Source organism: Mycolicibacterium sp. SMGY-1XX (assembly GCF_059132455.1).
Genome location: NZ_CP101139.1, coordinates 2285447 through 2306416, shown reverse-complemented (window position 1 = coordinate 2306416; position 20970 = coordinate 2285447). Strand labels below are relative to the sequence as shown.

Annotated in this window: 16 protein-coding genes; 4 read left to right on the top strand and 12 right to left on the bottom strand. The window is 65.2% G+C overall.

Features of this window, described 5'->3' with window-relative positions:
* Window positions 1-4 precede the first annotated feature (4 nt).
* Entirely contained in the window at window positions 5-1072 is a 1068-nt protein-coding gene (locus NL241_RS11265) for a LacI family DNA-binding transcriptional regulator (RefSeq protein WP_487696453.1), read from the top strand.
* Window positions 1073-1134: 62 nt separating this feature from the next.
* Here the strand turns inward: NL241_RS11265 and NL241_RS11260 are convergent, their stop codons facing one another.
* On the bottom strand, window positions 1135-2730 hold the full coding sequence (locus NL241_RS11260) for an APC family permease (protein WP_494397560.1): 1596 nt from the start codon (window positions 2728-2730) through the stop codon (window positions 1135-1137).
* Between the two features lie 282 nt (window positions 2731-3012).
* Between NL241_RS11260 and NL241_RS11255 the strand changes: the two genes are divergently transcribed.
* Complete coding sequence (locus NL241_RS11255; RefSeq protein ID WP_494397559.1) at window positions 3013-3660, top strand: heme-binding protein; 648 nt, start codon at window positions 3013-3015, stop codon at window positions 3658-3660.
* Window positions 3661-3665: 5 nt separating this feature from the next.
* On the opposite strand, the gene NL241_RS11250 is transcribed toward NL241_RS11255, so the two are convergent.
* The 8 genes from NL241_RS11250 to hisD all read right to left on the bottom strand — a co-directional run bounded on the left by NL241_RS11250 (window position 3666) and on the right by hisD (window position 14453).
* Window positions 3666-4877, bottom strand: coding sequence for an MFS transporter (locus NL241_RS11250; RefSeq protein ID WP_494397558.1), 1212 nt, complete (start codon window positions 4875-4877; stop codon window positions 3666-3668).
* A gap of 51 nt (window positions 4878-4928) precedes the next feature.
* Window positions 4929-6965, bottom strand: a complete 2037-nt coding sequence (locus tag NL241_RS11245; RefSeq protein WP_487696457.1) for an oxidoreductase — start codon at window positions 6963-6965, stop codon at window positions 4929-4931.
* Window positions 6966-7042: 77 nt separating this feature from the next.
* Window positions 7043-8608, bottom strand: coding sequence for an FAD-dependent oxidoreductase (locus tag NL241_RS11240; RefSeq protein ID WP_494397557.1), 1566 nt, complete (start codon window positions 8606-8608; stop codon window positions 7043-7045).
* A 134-nt stretch (window positions 8609-8742) separates the two neighbouring features.
* Window positions 8743-10302 (bottom strand): PucR family transcriptional regulator, encoded by a 1560-nt coding sequence (locus tag NL241_RS11235; protein ID WP_494397556.1) that lies wholly within the window; start codon window positions 10300-10302, stop codon window positions 8743-8745.
* Window positions 10303-10415: 113 nt separating this feature from the next.
* Window positions 10416-11081: a ThuA domain-containing protein gene (locus NL241_RS11230; protein WP_494397555.1), complete on the bottom strand. Its 666-nt coding sequence runs from the start codon at window positions 11079-11081 to the stop codon at window positions 10416-10418.
* The gene (locus tag NL241_RS11225) at window positions 11078-12529 is read right to left on the bottom strand and encodes an aspartate ammonia-lyase (RefSeq protein ID WP_494398285.1); all 1452 of its coding nucleotides are present in this window, start codon (window positions 12527-12529) and stop codon (window positions 11078-11080) included. Before NL241_RS11225 ends, NL241_RS11230 begins: the two co-directional genes overlap by 4 nt.
* Window positions 12530-12561: 32 nt before the next feature.
* Complete coding sequence (locus NL241_RS11220) at window positions 12562-13107, bottom strand: VOC family protein (protein WP_487696461.1); 546 nt, start codon at window positions 13105-13107, stop codon at window positions 12562-12564.
* A gap of 2 nt (window positions 13108-13109) precedes the next feature.
* Entirely contained in the window at window positions 13110-14453 is a 1344-nt protein-coding gene (hisD, locus tag NL241_RS11215) for a histidinol dehydrogenase (RefSeq protein ID WP_487696462.1), read from the bottom strand.
* A 505-nt stretch (window positions 14454-14958) separates the two neighbouring features.
* Here hisD and NL241_RS11210 point away from each other — a divergent pair.
* On the top strand, window positions 14959-16743 hold the full coding sequence (locus NL241_RS11210) for a thiamine pyrophosphate-binding protein (protein WP_487696463.1): 1785 nt from the start codon (window positions 14959-14961) through the stop codon (window positions 16741-16743).
* Between the two features lie 30 nt (window positions 16744-16773).
* A complete protein-coding gene (locus tag NL241_RS11205; protein ID WP_487696464.1) occupies window positions 16774-17646 on the top strand; it encodes a mycofactocin-coupled SDR family oxidoreductase in 873 nt (290 codons plus the stop codon).
* Between the two features lie 120 nt (window positions 17647-17766).
* Here NL241_RS11205 and NL241_RS11200 read toward each other — a convergent pair whose 3' ends face one another.
* From NL241_RS11200 to NL241_RS11190, 3 genes are all read right to left on the bottom strand, one after another.
* Complete coding sequence (locus NL241_RS11200) at window positions 17767-18780, bottom strand: aldo/keto reductase (protein WP_487696465.1); 1014 nt, start codon at window positions 18778-18780, stop codon at window positions 17767-17769.
* Between the two features lie 166 nt (window positions 18781-18946).
* Complete coding sequence (locus tag NL241_RS11195; RefSeq protein ID WP_494397554.1) at window positions 18947-19132, bottom strand: hypothetical protein; 186 nt, start codon at window positions 19130-19132, stop codon at window positions 18947-18949.
* Window positions 19129-20706 (bottom strand): GMC oxidoreductase, encoded by a 1578-nt coding sequence (locus NL241_RS11190; protein WP_487696466.1) that lies wholly within the window; start codon window positions 20704-20706, stop codon window positions 19129-19131. The genes NL241_RS11195 and NL241_RS11190 overlap by 4 nt, the downstream gene beginning before the upstream one ends.
* Window positions 20707-20970 lie beyond the last annotated feature (264 nt).

Genomic DNA, 20970 nt, shown 5'->3' with positions numbered 1-20970 from the left:
CGGCATGGTCACGATGAAGGACGTCGCGAAGGCAGCTGGTGTGTCTCAGGCGTCGGTGTCGTATGCCTACAGCGGTTCCCCCAAAGTGTCGCCGACTCAGCGCGAACAGATCTTCGCCGCCGCAGCCCGGCTGGGGTACACCGGCCCCAGCGTCGCAGGGAGCAGCCTGCGACGCGGCCGTATCGGAACCGTCGGTGTCATGGTTCCGGGAGCGCTGGCCAGTGCGGTCGTCGACCCGTCGACCGCACTGCTACTGCAGGGCATCGTCGAAGTCGGCGCCATGACCGACGTGGCGTTGACGTTGTTACCGGTCGACGGTCCGGCGCTGGGAGCACCGGAGCACCATCCGGTGATGCCGGCGGCACTGAGAGGGCTCGTCGATGGTGTGGTGATGCATTGTCTCCCCAACGATCACCCAGCCGTCCAGGCAGTGGTGTCACGCGGAATCCCCGCTGTTGCCGTCGATTCGCCACGGCTGCCCGGCATTCCGTATGTCACCGTTGATCACCGCCGCGCAGGCGCCGAGCAGATGGCGCACGTGTTGAGCCTCGGGCACCGGCGCATCGGCATCGTATCGGATCGCCTGGCGGGCGAGGCCTCTCCACACGTGCGCAATTTCGCCGACGTCACCGATGTCAACGAGACGTACCTGCAGGAGCGCCTCCGCGGGTACCGCGACGCCATCGACGCAGTGGCACCGCAAACCACCGACGTGCGCCTCGTGGAGGCCACCGACATCACGATGGTCAGCGGCATGACCGCCGCCAGACAGCTGTTGGAACACTCCCCTACCGCGGTCGTCGCGACCTCTGATGTGCACGCGGTGGCCGCACTGAAAGTGTTGGAAGCAGTTGGTATCTCGGTTCCCGAGCAGGTTTCGGTGATCGGATTCGACGACGCGCCGATCGCCGACCTCATGAATCTCACCACTGTTCACCAGCCACTCGCTGAGAAGGGTCAGGCCGCTGCGACGATGCTGCTGGACCTGTTGGCCAAACGGCCCCGCCGAAGGTCGGTGAAGCCGACGCACTTGGTGGTCCGCTCGACCACCGGGCCCGCCGGTCACCACTGACAGATACGGAAAACCCGGCGAGGTCTCCGCCGGGTCTGCCGCTTCTGGGTGCTGCCGGTCGCCTACTTGTGCCGGGGCTGTGCCACCGGGGGCGTGGGCTCCGCCAGCGGAACTTCGTTGGCGTACTGCGCCATATCGTGCTTGGCGCGGTGCTCCCGCAGCAGATCGGCGATGGCGATCGCGTCACCCTCGGGGGCTGTCGAGTGCTGGTACGGCTTGGCGACCCACATGTAGATCAACCCGACGGCCGCCACCAGGACGAAGCCGATCAAGGCGATCCACCGGTCGTGGAACGCCAGCTCGGGATCGCCGTTCGGGCGTGCCAGGACGATCATGGACAGCACACCGTAGACCAATGCGCCGATGCCCACGGGCCAACCCCACTTGCCCAACGTCCACCGACCGGCAGGCTGCCAGCCCTTGGCCCGGGCCCGCAGCGAAGCGAAGACCACCATCTGGAAGGCGAAGTACCCGGCGAGCATCTGGAAGGCTGCGACGCGGAACAGAGCGTTCGGCAGGAAGTACAGCAGAACGAACATGCCGATCGGCAGGACCGTCACGATGACCAGCGCATTGAGCGGTACCTTTCGGACAGAGATCTTCTTGAAAACCGCGCTGCCCGGGAACATGTCGTCGCGAGCGAACGAGAAGATCAGTCGACTACCGGCGGCCTGTTGCCCCATGACGCACGCCAGGAAGGACGTCAGCGCGACGATCAGGAAGATCTTCGTGCCGACTACGCCGAAGTTGTCGGTCAAGATGGCGATGATGGGATTGCCGACGTCGCCGTTGACAATCTCCTGCAGGTTGGGTGCGGCGAGGATGTAGCCGATGAAGGCGAAGATCGCGGCGGCACCGCCGAGGACGACTGTCATCATCATCGACCGTGGGATGGTCCGCCCGGGGTTGGGGGTCTCCTCGGCGACCTCTCCGCAGGCCTCGAAACCGTAATACAGCACCAGGCCGATGATTGCGGCGGTGGCGAATGCGCTCAGGTAATCACCGTCTCCACCGGTTCCGAACGTGTCGAAGAGGACCGAAAAGCTGTTGGCGCGAGCGAAGATCAACAGGTAGAGACCGACCACCACGATGCCGGCGACCTCAGCCGCCAGGCCCACCTTGGCAATGGTCGCAAGCGTTTTCGATCCGGTGGAGTTCAGCGCCAGGCAGATCAACACCACGATGGTGGCGATGATCAGCTTCTGCAGCGGTGTCGAGGAGATGTTGGAATCCGAATTGAACAGGGCCAGCACAAAGTCCGCGCTGAACATCGCAGTGGTGGTAGCTCCCACCACAACCGCGGAGATGTAGATCCACGACATGATCCAGGCGTACTGACCGTTCCACAGCCGGCGCGCCCACTGGTAAAGGCCTCCGGCAATGGGAAACTGCGAGACGATCTCGCCGAACACCATTGCGACCAGCAGCTGTCCGGCTGCTGCGATCAGGAGCCACAAGATCGACGGGGGCCCCGCCGTGGTGAGGGCCTGGGTGAACATCGAGAGGACGCCCACCATCGGGGACAGATACAGGAAACCGAGCGCGAAGTTCGACCACATACCGATCTTGCGGTCGAACTTCTCCTCGTATCCCAACACCCGCAGGTGGGCGTCGTCGCCGGAAAGCGACGATCCCCCGCCCTTCGTTGTTAATGACATTCGAATCTCCTTGTGCGTTCGGCGATCTGCTGTTGATCGCCCACTGGTCTGCCTAAGACCCGAAGTCGCCCTGCAATGACGTCGCTGTTCCCGGGTGCGAACCGCTTCGAAGCTGTTTCGGCGACCGTGTGACTGTGGCCACATCTGAGTTTGGGCGCTTGCGAGGCGATCGGTCAGACGCAGATTGTGCAATGCCCGTATGAAAACTTGCATGGTGTGGAGCGCTCAATACCCACGCAACGCGGCGGTAATTTGAGGTAAACATGCAGGTCAACTGAGTGAATGCGAACACAGAGCGCCAGCGGTCGGAAAGCCGGTACCAACCACTGCGCACACTACGAAAAGCGTGGGGCCCGCGGTGCACATTCCGCACATTTTGCACCCCGACGGGTCGCTCTACCGTCGAGGAGTCCGATTCACCCGTACTCCTGGAGGACCCGCAGATGCCCCCACATCCGGAAACGACGGCCTCCTGGCACGATCGCCACCGATCGGTGCTCGCCGAGGAGAAGTCCATCGAATTCGACCGATTCTCGTATTCGGACGCCTGGGGCTCTGGGCACCCGGCTCGTGGAGACTGCCTCACGCCACGCGTACCCGGTGGCGATCGGGATCAATTTCGGTGAACAGCGCGTGTTCCATGCCGCACTCGAAGGTTCGGCCGCCACCAATGACGACTGGCTGGCCCGCAAGTTCACCGCCGTTTACAAACACAACTGCTCGTCGTGGGCGCTGGAATGCCAGGTGCGCGCCACCGGCGAGGACTATTACTCCGACTACGGCTACCGGGCGGCAGATATCGCTGTGGCCGGCGGCGCCGTCCCCCTACGTGTACGCGGATCCCTCATCGGCGCCGTCGGTGTCTCGGGGCTCGAATCCGTTGAAGACCATCGACTGGTCATCGCGGCGCTGACCGCCTTCCGCACGTGAAGTGGTCAGCGGCCGGTACCGGCTGGGGTCCGGTCGGGTGTGACCGCAGGCGCGGCAACGGCGCAGAAGCCCACGGCGGCAAGCGGTAACAGCCAGGCTCCGTGCCAGCCCACCATCTGCACCAGCCAGCCGATGACGGCCGGCCCGGCCAAGATCGCGACGTAGCCGAGGCCGACCACACGCGAGAGGCTGCGTCCGGCGGTCCCGCCGTCGACATTGCCGGCCGCGGTGAAAACCTGCGGTATGCCGCCGGCCAATCCCAGCCCGAACAGGACCCAGCCCACCGCGACCACGGGCAACGAAGATCCGAGGTTGACGATCAGGATGCCGACTGCGGCGAGCATCGAGCCGAATCTGAGCACCCGCATCGGTCCGGCAGAGTGGGCGATGCGATCCGAGAGGAACCGGCACACGGTCATCGCGACGAGGAAGGAACCCACCGCCAGCGCTCCGAGTGATTGCGACGCACCGAGGTGCTGCTGAGCATGCAAGCTGGCCCAATCCATCGCCGAGCCTTCGGCCAGGAGCAACAGAAACGCCAGCGCACCGAGTAGCAGAACCCGCCGGCGCCGCCCGCCCAACGGGCGGCCGCCGCCGGTGGGCTCCGGTTCCTTGGAAGTGCGGGATGGATGGTCAGGCCTCCCGAACCGTCCGTGGAATCCGAGGACGGCCAGTCCGTCGATCATCAGGCAGATCGCGCTCACCGTGACCGCCGTGGTCAGGACTTCGAGCCCAAGTGCAAAACCCGCTGCGCCGATCAGCGAACCCACGACAGTGCCGATCGAGAACACCGCGTGAAACGCCGACATGATGGGGCGGCCGTAATCCCGCTCCACGTGTACAGCGGCTGCGTTCATCCCGACGTCGGCGTTGCCGATCGCGATGCCGAAGATGAAGGCGCCGACCATCGCGTGACCTACCGACGTCGCCACCAGCGGGACGGCCAGCAGGATCGCCATGGTGGCCGCGCCGGTGAGGGCGACCACCTCGGCGCCGTACCGGTCGATCAGAAAGCCCGAAAGTTGCATGCCGGCAAGGGAACCGGCGCCGAGGACCAGCAGCACCGCACCCACCATGGAGGTCGACATGCCGACGGCCTCCTTGAGGCTCGGCAGGTGCACCGCCCAGGTAGTCAAGATCATGCCGAAGGCCACGAACAGCGCGTGCACCGCCGCACGTGAACGCACCGGCACAGGCTCGTGGATCTGTTCGGCCATCAGGATGAATTCTGCCTTTCTGCACTCAACGGAATGGCACCCGCGGGTGTCTCAGCTGTTGATCAGCGCGCCGCGCGGCGCGTTGGCATTGATCCTCCTGGCGGCCCGCTCACCCTCGTGAACCGCCTCCATCATCGTGCGGCTGGCGATGGCGTCACCGATGCGCTCGAGCGGAACACCGCGGCCTTTCAACGCAAAGTACAGATCGTTGACCGGGCGGTGCCAGCCGGCGCGGATCACCGTGTCGACATCGGTGATGACTCCGGGTCTGCCCTGCTCGCTGGTATGCACGGTGGAGCCCCGCACCGCCGTCACCGTCGTGAACGGCCTCGCCGTCATGCCCGACTTGTGCACACGGGGTACCGCCAGATTGGCGCTGAACGGACCCAGCTTGGCGCCGACGTAGGGCAACGGGGTGATCATCTCGACGTCGTGGCCGTCCTGCTGCAACTGCAGGGCCAGACCGATGCCCTTCCAGCCGCCTTCACCGTCGTCGATGATCACGACGTGCTTGCCAACAGGCTCCTCCTTTTCGAGCACATCCCACACCGAAAGCACCTGCTCGTGATCAAGTCCCGGAGTGAATGGAATGCCTTGCGCCAGGTTGCCGACGATATCGGCCGGCGGCGCCGAACCGGTGGCCACGATGACGTGGTGGGGATCCAGTGCGAGGATCTCCTGGGCCGACGGGGCCCAGTTCAGCCGGAGGTCCACCCTGTACTTGGCGATCATGACGTCGAGGTGATCGATGACTCCCCCGATCTCACCGCGGCCCTTGATCCTCGCCGCGATTCTGAGCTGACCGCCGGTCCGGTTGCGTCGTTCGATCAGGATCACTTCGTGTCCCTGCCGGGCCGCCGTTTCGGCCGCTTTCATGCCGGCAGGTCCGGCGCCGATGACCACGACCCGCCGCCGGAACGACGCCTGCATCAACGTGCCGATGCCGAGCTCCTGCTCATAACCCGCGGCCGGGTTGTGCACACACGAGGAATGGGTGACGTTGAACAACCGGTCGATACACCCCTGATTACATCCGATGCAGCGGCGGATCTCCTCAACGCGACCCTCTTTCATCTTGTTGACCGTTTCCGGGTCGGCGATCTGCTGACGGGTCATCGCCACCATGTCCGCGTGGCCGAGCGCGAGGATGTCGGCGGCATCGAAGGGGTCGTTGATCCGGCCCACCGCGATGACGGGGATGTCCACCGCAGACTTCACCGCCGCGGCGAGATCTTCCCAGATTCGCTTGGGGTGCTGCATGTCCGGAACGTTCTGGTGCGCTTCGTTGTAGGTGGCGGCCTTGACGCAGATGTAGTCGATCTTGCCACTCGCCGTCAGCGCCCTGGCGATGTCCTGAGCATCCGAAGCCACCAGGCCGCCCGGGCTGAAATCGTGGCCCTGCAGGTTGATTCCGACGAGGTAGTCCGGGCCCACCTCGTCGCGCACGGCGTGGATGACCCGTAACACGATCCGCACGCGGTTTTCCAGCGAACCGCCATAGTCGTCGGTGCGATGGTTGGAGAACGGCGAGAGAAACGAGGCCAGGAGGTAACCGCCGTAGCCCGAGTGGATCTCGACGCCATCCATCCCGCCCTGCTTGGCGTGACGCGCCCCGACGGCGTGCGCCTCGACGATCTCGTCGATGTCCTCGATTTCCATCTCTTTGGGCATCTCGAGGTTGAACGGACACGGTGTGTTCGACGGCGACCACAACGCCCGCTCGGTGAACGTCGAATGACCCTGGCGCCCACCGTGACCCAGCTGCATCACGATCCGCGCGCCATGTTCGTGCACCGCGTCGGCGATTTTGCGCAGACCCGGCACGATCTCGGGGAGCCAGGACCGCGGCTCCCCCGGTACGTCCTGTGATGTCGGGTGGATCTGGGGGAAGGCCATGCCGATCAGGCCCGCCCCGCCCATGGCGCGCTCACGGTAGTAGGCCACGTGCTGGTCGGTGGGCAGGTAATCCTTGGCCATACCGGTGCCATGGCCGGTCATCACCACGCGGTTGCGGATTTCGACCTTGCCGAGGGTGATTGGTTCGAACAGCGGCGCCAGGCTGGTATCCGTGGGAACTGTTGCCGTCATAGCATCGTCTCCTGATCTGACATGCGGGAGCTAAGAGTTGTCGAGGGCTGCGAGGGCAGCAGAAGCGATGTGCCGACTCAGGCGGTGAGCGCGCCGGAGTGTCCCAGCCGCAACGCCAGCGCCGCCACCGTGAGGGCGGGGTTGACCGCCGCCGACGACGGGAATGGTGAGCTGTCGGCGATCCAGAGGTTGTCCAGGTCGTGGGCGCGCAGATCCGCGTCGACGACGCTGGTGGCCGGGTCGTCTCCCATGCGTGCGGTACCACATTGATGGGAGGTGGCCTCGACGCCGAGGTTGCGGGTGAGCACCACCGGGAAACCGGCCTTGCGGACAACGGTTTTCATCCGGGCGACGAGGTCTTCGTGGGCCACGGTGTTGGTGGCGAACCGGTTGAGAACGACCTGGCCGCGTGGGGACAACGACACCCGGTTGTCGGCCATCGGAAGATCTTCGCTCTGGATGAACAGATCCAAGGTGTACTTGGTGGCCTGGTCGAGAACCGGCATCGGCACCCAGGGCTTGCCCAGTTTGGCTTGCGGACCCCGGAGTTTTCCGAGGCCTTGGACATTTCCCAGCGGGTAACGGTTCGTGGGCCCAGCCGAGTACCAGTCGTTGATACCGATGGTCTTCTGGTACACCGCTTCGTTGCGATGCCGCGGGTCGATCGCCAGGAAGAACGTGGTGACGTGTGCCATGTAGTTCCGGCCCACCTGATCCGACGAGTTGGCCAGTCCCCGCGGGTGAGTCGACGACTGCGACCGCAGCAGCAGCGCCGCGGTGTTCACGGCACCGCAGGAGATCACGAAGCGTTTGGCCCGCACCTGAATCATCCTGCCTCGGTGTCTGATTCGGGCCGCCACGACAGTACGTCCGGTGACGTCGGTGTCGAGCCGCACCACTTCGGCATTGGTCATCAGGCGCACGTTCTTGGAGTCGGCGTCCAGCGCCGGGCGGACCGCAGCGACATCCGCGTCGCCCTTGGCGTCCACCATGCACGCGAAGGAGTCACAGGTACCACACAGCACGCAATTACCGCCGGGCCGGCGGTCGAGTGCCTGCGGCGCCGCGAAGGGATGCAGCCCCTGCTGACTGGCGGAGGCCACCAGCTTCGCCATGGCGCCCTCGTGGGACAACCCGGGAAACGGATAGTCGGTCGATCGCCACGGGTCAGTGGGGTCTTCCCCTTTGTTGGCATGCACCCAGAACATCTGCTCGGCGGCGCCGTAGAACGGTTCGAGTTCGGCGTAGGAAACCGGCCAGGCCGGAGACTCTCCGTCGATGTGTTCGATTGTGCCGAAATCGCATTCGCGGAACCGGGGCAGGGTGGCGCCGTAGAGCTTCGTCGACCCACCGACATAGTGATAGTTGCCGGGGACAAAATCGTTCCCGGTCTTGGCGTCGTGCCAGGCCGCGGAGTTCTTGTAGCGGCCGTGAGTGTGGACGGCATCGAACGACCAGTTCTCGCGTTCGACCGGAAGGAAATCTCCTTGTTCGATGACAAGGACGTTCGCGCCCGAATCACGCAAGGCGTAGGCCAGCGAACCGCCGCCCATTCCCGAGCCGATGACGGCGATATCGGTGTCGAGTACGTCGGGCGGATCGGCGATCACTTGGGATTGCACGGCAAGAGCAGGTATGGACACGTAGAACTCCCCTGGGCTGAGAGGATCGTCGTCATGTGACGCGGGTTATACCGTCCAAAGTTATTGCGCGCGAGGCCCGGACGGCAGGCACGTTGTGAGAAGTCATCGACGCGAACGCTGCACGAACTGCGTCGTCAGCTCCGCGGCCCCCGCTGGAGCAGATCGTGTCCCCGGACAGCGAAGATCAGCGCCTGCCGGGTGTCGGCGTCGTCGAGTGAGCGGCCGAGCAATGCTTCGATGCGCTCCAGCCGGTAGTAGAGCGTCCTGCGCTGGACGTACAACAACTGAGCGGCTTGGCTCTTGTTGCCGTCGCAGGACAGGTAGGTGCGCAGCGTCGGCAGCAGCGGGTTGTTGGCTTTCGCGTCGTGCTTGAGCAGGGGGCCCAGCTCGTCTTCGATGTAGCGGGCCAGTTCGGGCCCACCGGCCAGCGAAGCGAGCAGCCGCAGGACGCCGAGATCGTCGAACCGGTGCACGGCCGCGTCCGGCCGGGCCAGAGCCACCGACGACGCGCTTCGCGCCTGCTCCACCGCGGTGGAGAGCTGGCTGGCGCTGACGGGCCGGCTCACTCCGGCGCGAACCTCCAGCGCTGTCAGGCGTTCCACCACCTGCTTCTCTGAACTGGTCCGCGACAACCCCATCACCACCAGGGTGTGCTCACCGAGGTCGGCGACCACGGCGGGCACCCTCAGATTCCGGCAGAGCTCTTCCATTGCGTCTTCTCCGGTGTTCGGCGCTCGCCCGTCTTTGCAGACGAACACCACCACCAACGCACGGTCGCGCAGATCCCTGCCGATCCGCAGGGCGCGGGCGACGAAGGCGTCGCCCGAGATGTCACCGAGCAGCAGCCGACTGACCAGGGCGTTCTGGCGCTGGGCTGAGCGCGCACCGCTTTCCCGCGCGCCGAGCAGGGCGATCGCGATACCGTCGGCGGCCCTGTCGATCGCGTAGCCGGCCGTGCCGGCGATCGCGTCACCGCCGTGCAGAACATGCAGCCAGCCCCATCGCTCACCGCGAAGCACCACTGCTTTACGTGTGCAGTTGTTCGCCTCGTTGGCGTTGCCGGTCGCGGCAGTGTCGTGCTCGATGCGGGAGTGGTGCTCCCACTCCGTGAGGGTGAGATCGCCCGCCGGGGAGCTGCCCGAGTAGGCCACCACCTGCCGCGTAGCGTCCTCGAGGACCACCGGCTTGTGCACTTCGGCGGCGAGCGCGTCGGTGAAGTGCACATGGTCGCGGCCGGCCAGCAACAACTGCATGAAGGTGGCATTGAGGCGCTCGTATGCGCTCAGATCCAACACCCGCTGGTCGATGATCGATTCGTGGACCTGCGCGGAAACCTCCACGAAAGGTAGTTCGCCGTCGAGGCCGACCAGCGGGAATTCGAGCTCCCGTGCCGCGTCCACCAGGGCCGGCGGCATCGTGGTGAACGCCCGACCGCTCAGCTCCACGATCAGGACAGCGGCCTTGGCTTCGGCGATATCGCGGATATAGCGTCGCTGGCCTTCTTCATCGGCACCGATCCCCAGCCCTGCGGTCAACAACATCTCCCCGCCGCTGAGGAACTGGGCGATATCGGGGATCTCGGTGGGGTGAACCCACCGGACCGTGCGGTCGAAGTTGCTCTGGCCTGCGTGAACAGTCACCGAGACCCGGCGGAAAACCTCGAGTTGCAGTGCCGCCTCGATTGTCATGCTCATGGTCACTCGGCTCTTCCGGATTGTGCAACACTGCGCCGATCGATTGCGCACAGTGAGTCTACGAGGTGCGGGCGGGAGCACCTCGTCCAGCCGCCGGGCGGGAGGCCCCCGAGCTAGGGTTGTCTGGCCGCCCAGGCGATGCCCTGTTTGGTCAGGCGTCGGACATCCGCGCCGGCGAGATCCTCGGTCGCGTGACCCACCGAGTGGTAGAACACCCGGCCGCGGCCCCAGTTCCGCACCCACGCCACCGGGCTCTTGAGTCCGTCCAGCCAGGGGAAGTGCTCACCGTCGAAGGTGGTCTCGGCCAACACCCGGTTGTTGGGGTCGACGCTCATGTAGTACTGCTCTGAGGCCACCACGAAGTCGTTCACACCGGAGGTGACTTCGTGGTGGTGATCGACGATGTTCACCTTGTACGGATGCGGATAGCCTTCGCCACCTGGATGGCTCAGGAAGTCGCCGCCGAGCATGAGGTGATAACGCAGACTCGAGCGAAATGACGCGGCCGCTCCGTGCCACGCAGCGACCCCGGTGCCCGACTCCACCGCCGCCATCAGGTGGTCTTCCTGGGAGTCCGTCAGGTCCTCCGTGGTGAGCGCGTTGTTCCAGCCGATGATGATGAGGTCGTAACCGGTGAGGGCACGATCCAGGGTGAAGATGTCTTGCGACTCCTCCATCTCGAATCCGAGTTCGCCGACCACCAGCTCGCGGGTCCAGCCGGCGATGTCATACGGGCTGTGTCCAGGCCAACCACCATAGAGATAGAGAACTTTCGTCATCGTGGGCTGTCCTCCTCGGGACTGTCGTGAGGTGCGCTGTCGAAGGGCATCAGCTCGCGTGGCTGCACCAGGGCCTCCGGTGTCAGCAATTGCGCCACCTGGCTCGCCGACAGCAGGCCTTCTTCTATCACCAGATCAGGTATCGCGCGATCGGTGGCCAGCGCCAGCTTGGCCAGCCGGGCCGACTCCGCATAGCCCAGGTACGGGCTCAACGCGGTGACGATGCCGATCGAGTTGGTGACCGAGGCGAACAGGCGCTGCTCGTTGGCGGTGATACCGGTGATGCAGTTGGCCGTCAGCGTCTTGCACGCCTCGTTGAGGTGGGTCAGTGACCGCAGCAGTGAGTGGGCGATGATCGGCTCGAAAGCGTTGAGCTGCAGTTGCCCCGCCTCGGCGGCCATGCTGATGGTGACATCGTTGCCGACCACCTCGAACGCCACCTGGTTGACCACCTCGGGGATCACCGGGTTGACCTTGCCGGGCATGATGCTCGAGCCGGCCTGTACGGCGGGCAGGTTGATCTCGTTGAACCCCGATCTCGGCCCGGAGGAGAGCAGCCGCAGGTCGTTGCAGATCTTGGACAGCTTCAATGCGGTGCGCTTGAGCACCCCGGACAACTGCACGAACGCGCCGACGTCCTGAGTGGCCTCAACGAGGTCACGTGCGGTCGACAAGTTGAAACCTGTTATCTCGCTGAGTTTCTCGCACGACAGCCGGGCGTACCGGGGGTGGGCGTTGAGTCCGGTTCCGATCGCCGTCCCGCCCAGATTGATCTCGGTGACCAGCAGCGCGGCCTCGAGTAGCCGCTCGGCATCCTCGGCCACCATGATTCCGTAGGTGCCGAACTCCTGCCCCAGCGTCATCGGCACCGCGTCCTGCAGCTGAGTACGACCCATCTTCAAAACGCCGCGAAACTCCTCGGCTTTGGCCAGGAATGCCTCGGAGACCGTCCGCAGCGTGGTGTGCAGGATGGCGATGTGCACCTGCAGCGCGACCTTGATCGCAGTCGGGTACACGTCATTGGTGCTCTGACTGCAGTTGACGTGATCCAGCGGGTGCAGCCGGTGGTAGTCGCCGCGGTGTGCGCCCAGGATCTCCAGGGCCCGGTTGGCGATCACCTCGTTGGCGTTCATATTCGTCGACGTACCGGCACCACCCTGGATGACGTCGACGACGAACTGGTCGTGCAGAGCACCGGCGCGGATCTCAGAGCAGGCGGCCACGATGGCGTCGCTGCGCTCCGGGTCCAGCAGACCCAGTTCACGGTTGGCGGCGGCCGCGGCCTGCTTGACCGCCGCCAACGCGTTCACGAATTCCGGGTAGGTCGACAACGGGATGCCCGAGATCGGGAAGTTCTGCAGCGCACGCGCGGTGTGCACCCCGTAGTACGCCCCGGCCGGCACGTAGAAGTCGCCGAGGGAATCGTGCTCGAGCCGCGTCCCAGGCAGGGCTGCCTCCGAGACCGCGTGATCGGACACCGTCACCGCCATTCCTCCGCCGGGGGTGCCATCGCCGCACCCGGTAGGCCCTCGTAGAAGCCGGCGGTGGCACACGTCGTCATCTCCAACTGCATACCCCACGGCGACTGGAAGTAGAACCAGCGCTGACCCGCAACCGGAGCTTTGTCGTCGACCCCATTCGGGCCTTCCTGCACAACCACACCGGGAATCGACCGCACGTACTGGAACCCGGCGTCGATATCGTCCACGTAGAACGCCAGGTGGTGTCCACCGACATCGCTGTTGCACGGCGGGGTGCGTTGCTGATCGGGTGCGCTGTACTCGAACAGCTCGACATTGTGGTGTCTCCCCAGCCGGAGCATCGCAATGGTGCAACGTGCCTTCGGGTCGACGGCCAAGCGCCGTCGCATCCCGTCCGATTCATCGTCGGCGAAAGGACCGTCGATGAAAACCAGTTCGGCGCCGAAGTGATCAACGAAGAAACCCACCGCCTGCGCGAGATCAGGCACGGTGAAGGCGACGTGGTCAACTGCGCGGAGTCCCGGCACGCGTGCGGTGGCTGCCATGGTCAACTCTGCGCGCCCGTCGCGACCTCGACCGGGGCGAACCGGTGGTCGGTCCAGGCCAGCTGATCGCCGCCGTACTTCGACGCCCGCACGTCGGCCGAGCGGGCATGCCCCTCGAAGTTCTCCAGACGTGCGGCACGGCCGCAGATCCGGCCCATCTCGGCGCTGGAATCAGCGCTTTCGATCTCCTGGTAGGTCACCGTCTTGAGGAATTTGCCGACCCAGAGTCCGCCGGTGTAGCGCGCCGCGCCGAGCGTGGGCAGTACGTGGTTGGTCCCGATCGCCTTGTCGCCGAAAGACACACACGTGCGCTCACCGAGGAACAGCGCGCCGTAGTCCTGCATCTCGGCCAGTGCGCGCCGCGGTTCGGCGGTCAGGACCTGGACATGCTCGCTGGCGAACCTGTCACCCAGGGCGAAGGCCTGCTCGATGGTGTCGACCAGATGCACCTGGCCGTGGTTCTGCCAAGACACCGACGCGATTGCGTTTGTGGGCAGGTTCTTCAGTTGCCGCGTCACCTCTTCGATGGTCTCGCGGCCCACACGCTCCGAGGTGGTGACGAGCACCACCGGAGAGTCCGGACCGTGCTCGGCCTGGCTGAGCAGATCAGCGGCCACCACGAAGGGATCGGCGGTTTCGTCGGCGATGATGAGCACCTCCGTCGGGCCCGCGAAGAGGTCGATCCCCACCTCGCCGAACAACTGCCGTTTCGCTTCTGCCACATACGCGTTGCCCGGTCCGGTCAGCAGGTTGACCGGGGCGATGGTCTCGGTGCCCAGCGCAAGGGCACCGATGGCCTGCACTCCCCCGAGCACGTAGATCTCGTCGGCGCCGGCGAGGTGCATGGCGGCCACACTGATCGGCGGCACAGATCCCTGATTCGGCGGAGTGGTGGCAGCGACACGCGGTACGCCGGCGACCTTCGCGGTCACCACGGTCATGTGCGCGGAGGCGGTCAGGGGGTAACGGCCGCCCGGCACGTAGGCGCCCGAGGCCGCCACGGGTACGTGCCTGTGCCCCAGCTTGACTCCGGGCAACGTCTCGACCTCGATATCGAGCATGGAATCACGTTGTGCCTGAGCGAAATTGCGCACCTGACGCTGGACGAATTCCAGGTCGTCGATCACCGTGGTGGGCAGGCCGGACAAGACCTCGGCGATGGCCGACTCATCGAGCCGGAACGACTCGGGCGACCAGCGGTCGAACTGTTCGGAGTACTTGCGCACGGCGCTGTCGCCGTTGGCGCGGATGTCGTCGAGCACTCCGGCTACGGTTTCGACCACCTGGGGGCTGCTCTTGTGCGGGTTACCGACCTCGGCGGTCGGCGCCTTGAGAATGACCGACACGAATTCTCTCCTTGCGGCTGCTGCGAGTGTTGACGACGCTGCGGCGGACTGCTGCGGCGCGGTGATTCCAGTCTCAGTTCTCGAGCGGCAGCCACGACAGATACAGGATGTGCAGTATCGGCGGCCGGCACTGCACACACTATTGCCTGGCGTCGCGATGCCCGGCTCGGCTTCTTCTTCGTCGCCGATGGCACTGCACTTCCGCCTCACCGCACCGGCCTGCGAGAATCGCTTCGCGCCCGCCGACGCCTGTGGAGGGGAAGTCGATCGTGAGTATGGCCCTCCGCGACGAGTCAGCGCGCACGTCGCCGCGCCGGAATCGTCACACTGTGTGCAGGGGTGCTGATGGTGACTGCTCATCATGGGTCTACGCGACGTGGATCACCATCGGCAGACTTGTCGACAAGCCTGCCTGTCCGGGCCTGGCTCCCGCCCAGCGCACACCGCGCATGCGGCAGAACCCGGCGGCGGCGCCGCAGGCCATTCCAGAAAGGAAGGACAGTTCATGCCCAGGCTCAATGGAGGGCAAGTCATTGCCCGCGTTCTGAAAGAGTACGGAGTGCCCTACGTGGCGGGAATTCCTGGTCACGGAATCTGGGGGCTGATGGACGCTTTCAACGAAGCGGAGTCCAAGATCCCGTTCATCCAGACCTATCACGAGCAGAGCGCGGTGCACCTCGCCGACGGCTACTACCGGGTCTCGGGCAAGCCGATGGCCGCGGTGACCTCCATTGGTGCGGGTGCCTCCAACACCGTCCTCGGACTGGCCACCGCATACAGCGACTCCACCAGCGTGCTGGTGATCACCGGTGGCCCGCCGCGCCACATGCGCGGCCGCGGCGTGCTGCAGGAACTCGAGCGTCAAAAGGACAACGGGTTCCCGCAAGTGGCCGAGGCCGTGTCCAAGCGCAGCTGGATCGCCAACAGCATCGAGGATCTGCCGTTCGTCCTGCACCGCGCGTTCTCCACGATGCTGACCGGTCGACGCGGCCCGGCCCACATCGAGGTGCCGTGGGACCTGCACGCCGAAACCGCCGAGGTCAACTTCCACGATCTCGCGCGACGGCTGCCCATCGGGCTGCAGTATCCGGATCCCGAGGCGATCGAGCGCGCGGTCGCGCTGCTCGGTACCGCCAAGCGGCCGGTCATCGTGGTCGGCGGCGGTGCGATCAGCGCCAACGCCACCGACGAAGTACGCGCGCTGGCAGAGGGTCTCGACATCCCGGTGGTCACCACGTGGAACGGCAAGAGCGCCTTCCCCGAAGATCACGACCTGTTCATCGGGAGCGTCGGGCAGACCGGCACCATCCACGGCAACTACTTGGCCGCCAATGCCGATGTCGTCGTCTCCATCGGGTGCCGGTTCACGGACTGGTCCGCATCGAGCTACGCCAAGGGCAGGTCGTTCTCCTTCCCGCCGGCCAAGCTGATCCACATCGACATCGATCCGCACGAGATCGGCAAGATCTACCCCGCGGAGGTCGGCATCCTCGCCGACGCCAAGCCGGCCGTCGCCGCCATCGTCGCGTCGCTCGGCACCAAGCCGGAACGCACCGAGTACCTCGCCGAAATCGCCGAGCGCAAAGCGGATTGGGAGAGCGAACTGTCGACCCGACGGGACACCGACCGGTTCCCGTTCACCCTCCAGCGACCCTTGGCGGCGCTGCGAAATGTCATGGACCGCAGCGGGATCGTGCTTGTCGGGTCCGGAAACACGCAGGGTGCGGTCAAGCAGACCTTCCCCGTGTACGAACCCCGCACGCATCTGACCACCGGTGGTTTCTCGTCGATGGGCTGGCCGGTTCCGGCGGCTCTGGGCGCCAAGCTCGCCGCTCCGGAGCGACAGGTCGCGTCCATCACCGGTGACGGCGACTTCTTGATGACCGCTCAGGAGATCGGCGTGGCGATCCAGCACGACATCCCGGTCGTCTTCGTTGTGCAGGACAACTCCGGCTACATCTCGATCCGCGGCGGCCAACGCAACGCCACCGATCGCATCATCGGGACCGAGTTCAACCGTCCCGACGGGACGCCGTACAGCCCGAGCTTCAAGGATCTCGGAAAGTCCTTCGGGCTGGAGTCGTTCCGCGTCGAATCGGCCGCCGACCTCGAGCCGACATTCAAGCGGGCGTTCGACGCGCAGGCGCCTGTGCTGGTCGAGATTCCGACCGATCGCGACTTGGCCAGCCCCTTCGTCCCGGGGTGGCTGGATTTCCCGCCGCTGCCGCACATCACCGACGAGCGTGCCGACGAGTATCGCCAGAACCGCGCCAACGAACAGCACCAGTAGTCGACATCGGTTGCGGAAAGCGAAGACTCGATGACTCGCCTCGCGGGCAAAGTTGCCCTCATCACCGGAGCCGCCCGCGGGCAGGGTCGCTCCCACGCCCTGCGACTCGCCGACGAGGGTGCCGACATCATCGCACTGGATGTCTGCCGGCAGATCGGGACCGTGCCGTACCCCATGGCCGATTCCGACGATCTGGTCACCACCGCCGACCTCGTCAAGAGTCGCGGGCGTCGCGTTTTCATCGCCGAGGTCGACGTGCGTGACCTCGCCGGACTCCAAGGTGCGGTGGACGCCGGCGTGACGGAGTTGGGACGCCTCGACATCGTGGTGGCCAACGCCGGCACGCTCAACGACACCGCACCCCTGTGGGAATTGAGCGAAGAGCAGTTCCAGGATCAGATCGACGTCAACCTCACCGGAGTCTGGAAGACGATCAAGGCGACGGTACCGACACTGCTACGGCAGAACGAGGGTGGTTCGGTGATCCTGATCAGCTCGATCTCGGGGCTGACCGTCGAACTCAATGTCGGCCACTACGCGGCATCCAAGCATGGCGTCAACGGTCTGATGCGCACGCTCTCAGGCGAATTGGCGCCGCACGGTATCCGGGTGAACTCGATCAATCCGACGAACGTGAACACGCTGATGATCAACAATCCCCGGTACAACCAGCTGTTCGCCGGCGGCAAGCTCGACGCCACCCAGGAGGACGCCCTGGACGCACTGCAGGCGATGCACGCCTTGCCGGTGCCGTTCCTGGATCCGGTCGATGTCAGCAACGCCGTGGTGTATCTGGCCAGCGAGGACGGCCGCTACATCACCGGCACCACCCAAGTGTTGGACGCCGGTGCCATGAACCCGTTCAAGGCAGCGCATCTGGCCGACGCGGGTCCCGCTCACTGACGACAGAAAACACCACAACGCCGCGCCGTTGCCAACAAAGCAACGGCGCGGCGTTGTGGTTCCTGCCGGTGAAAAGAAGACGCCGCCGTTGTGGGCGCGCAGGCAGTGATTGCGACCGAATCAGGGTGTCGGAGCGTCTTCCCGGATCAACCCCTCCGCGCGCAGATCGTCCCAAACCTGCTGTGGTACATCGCTTTCGAAAAGCTCGGCGTTGCGGTCCTGCTGGGCCGCATCACGCGCACCGACGCAGACACTGGTGACAACCGGGTGCGCGTAGGCAAACTGCAGGGCGACGGCCGGCAGATCGGCGCCGTGTCTGCGGCAAATCTCCTCGAGCCGGGCGGTCTTGTCCAAGATGTCGCGAGGCGCCGGGCCGTAATTGAAGCGGGCCCCTGGAATTGGGCCCTTGGCCAGGATGCCGCTGTTGAAGACCCCTCCCAACACGATGCCGATCCCCCGCTCGGCGCACAACGGGAACAACGTGTCCAACGGCTCCTGCTCCAGCAGGGTGTACCGGCCGGCGAGCAGGCACAGATCCGAGTCGGTGGCCTTGACTGCCTCCGCCATGACTTCTGCCTCGTTGACTCCGAATCCGATCGCTTTCACGACGCCTTGGTCACGCAGTGTTTCCAGCGCTGGGAACGCGCTCACGATGGCCTGTCTCAGGTACTCGACGTAGCCCGGGCCATGGGTGTGCTGATCGCAGTCATGGATGAACAATGCGTCGAAGCGGTCGGTGAGCATTCGTTGCATACTCTGCTCGACGGCCCGCATGACGCCGTCGTAGCTGTAGTCGTACTCGGCGGCGAAGGGTGGGATCTCCACGTACTGCCCCAGTTGGGTCGGCGCGTTCAGAGTCGGCTTCAGCGTCCGGCCCACCTTGGTGGAAACGACCACGTGCGACCGATCGAGTTGCCGCAGTGCATGTCCGAGCCGGTACTCGCCGAGCCCGTTGCCGTATCCCGGTGCGGTGTCGAAGTATCGGACGCCCTGACCCCACGACTGCGCGACCATCTGGAAAGCCGCGTTCTCGTCGTAAGCGCCGTTGAAATTGCCGATGGGTGCCCCGCCGAAGCCCATCGCGGTGAAGGTGAGCCCCGATCGCGCATGGACTCTGGTCGATGACAGCTTCATGGTTGTTCCTCGTCCTACTGGGATGATCACGCGAGGCGTCCGGCCCGGCGAAGGAAAGTGGTGCGGGACAGCACCTTTCAATGGTATCGAGCTTGGATCCACAACGGTCTGCACAAGACGTGCAGCGCACCCCGCAACTGGTGCACGCATTGACCGTCGCGGCTCGTCAGCCCCCGATCTCGGCGGGCGGATCGGCAGTTCCCTGTCCGTCCGGTGCCGCGAGTCGTCTCGTCCGACTGAGCAGGTTCGCCCGGAAGAAGGCAGGTGAAGAACCCGCCAGCATGTCACCGCGGCCGATCTCGGCGGTCAGCCAACGCCAGAGCCTGAGCAGGGTGTGCGCCATGACGGTCATCGGGTAGAAGCGGCGACACTGGGCGCCACCCGCAAGGCGTTCGCGGCGATGGTGAGTGCCGGGTTCAACGCCGCCGAGGACGGGAAGAACGACCCATCGATGAGCCACAAGTTGTCGACATCGTGGCTACGGCACTGTGCGTTCAGCACACTGCGCAGCGGGTCCGCGCCCGCGACGGCGGTGCCACACATGTGCGAGTTGGTTTCGATTCCCATCCGTTGGGTCAGCACGATCGGGTAGCCGGCGCGCCGGACCGCCTTGGTGACCCGCCGAACCAATTCACGGTGCGGTTCAATGTTGTTGGGCCGCCACCGGATCACGATGTCGGTGTCGGTGACCGTGACCCGGTTGTCCAGACGTGGGAGGTCCTCGGTGGTCAGATAGATGTCCAGGCTGCGGTCCGTCGCCATCTTCAGCGCCCACATCGGAACCCGTGGGCGCGCGTTCTTGATCATGGCCGCTTGCAGCTTGCCCAGCATCTGGAGGTTGCCGAGCGGGTACTCGTTGCCGGGACCGGCGGTGTACCAGTCGTTGAGCCCCAACGTTTTCTGCCAGGCTGTTGTGTTCTTCCGCCGCGGGTCGATGGCCACGAAGAACGTGCTGTTGTGCACCATGTAGTTGCGCCCCAGGAGACCGGAGGAGTTGCCCAGTCCATTGGGATGCTGCGCTGTCGCCGACCTCAACAGCAGTGCGGCGGAGTTGACCGCACCGGCCGACACCACAAACTGTTTCGCCTCGATCCGCACGGTCCGCCCACGCACCTGCGCCTCGGCAGCCACGACGGTGCGCCCGTCCCCAGCAGTGAGCAGGCGCGTCACCTTGGCTTCGATCATGAGGCGGACGTTGGTGGATTCCAGCGCCGGACGCAGCACCCGATTTTCGGCTTCGCTCTTGACATCCGATTCCGATGGACATCCATCGGACGTCGTCGAGGCCCTGCGCTGCTCCTCGGTGTCGAGGTTCATCCCATTCGGGGTATGGAAAGGGTGCAGACCCTGGCGTTTGAGTGAATCGGAGAAGCGCTCGATGCAGGGCTCATGCGGCAGCGGCGGGTACGGGTAAGGCTGGGAGTGTGGCGGTTCCGTCGGGTCTTCGTCGGTGGACCCGTGAACCTGGAAGAGCCGCTCGGCCTCGACGTAATACGGTTCGAGATCCTCGTAGCCGAACGGCCACGCCGGCGACGTGCCGTCGTGATGGATGATCTCGCCGAAATCCTCGCGCCGAAAACGCGGCAGGCTGGCACCGTAGAACTTGGTGTTGCCGCCAACCCAGTAGTAGGTGCCCGGGCTGAAGGGTTTGCCGCTGCGCGCATCGATCCAGGGCTCGGCGGTCTTGTAGCGCCCGTGGATGTGCATCTCCTCCGGCATCGAGTTCTCCGGCTCACGCGGAAGGAACCGGCCCCGCTCCACCACCAGCACGTCCAGGCCGCAATCGCGGAGTGCGTGGGCCAGGGTGGACCCGCCCATTCCGGAACCGATCACGACGACGTCGGCCGTGAGAGTGTCCACTCCAGATGCGGTCACCAGCGCTCCGTCACGCAGCGGCGCATACTCATCGACCAGGCGTGTCACCATGTCAGCGCCTTCCGGCGGAATGGCTCTCGTAAGAGCGCTCAGCACGCGTCCAGCGCAGCGCGGTACTGGGGCAACGTTCTCCGAACCTCGACGCCGAACCAGCCGTGATGCTCATCTTCACCTTCGATCTGGGCGCGGGGGCGCACGTTGTGAACGGTGCCGGTAAGGTCCAGCTCCGCGCTGGATCCTCCGTGAGTTTCCTGCACTTCGACCCTAGGGAAGGCGGCGGCCGGCTCAACAGGCACAGAGTGTGGGATAACGACC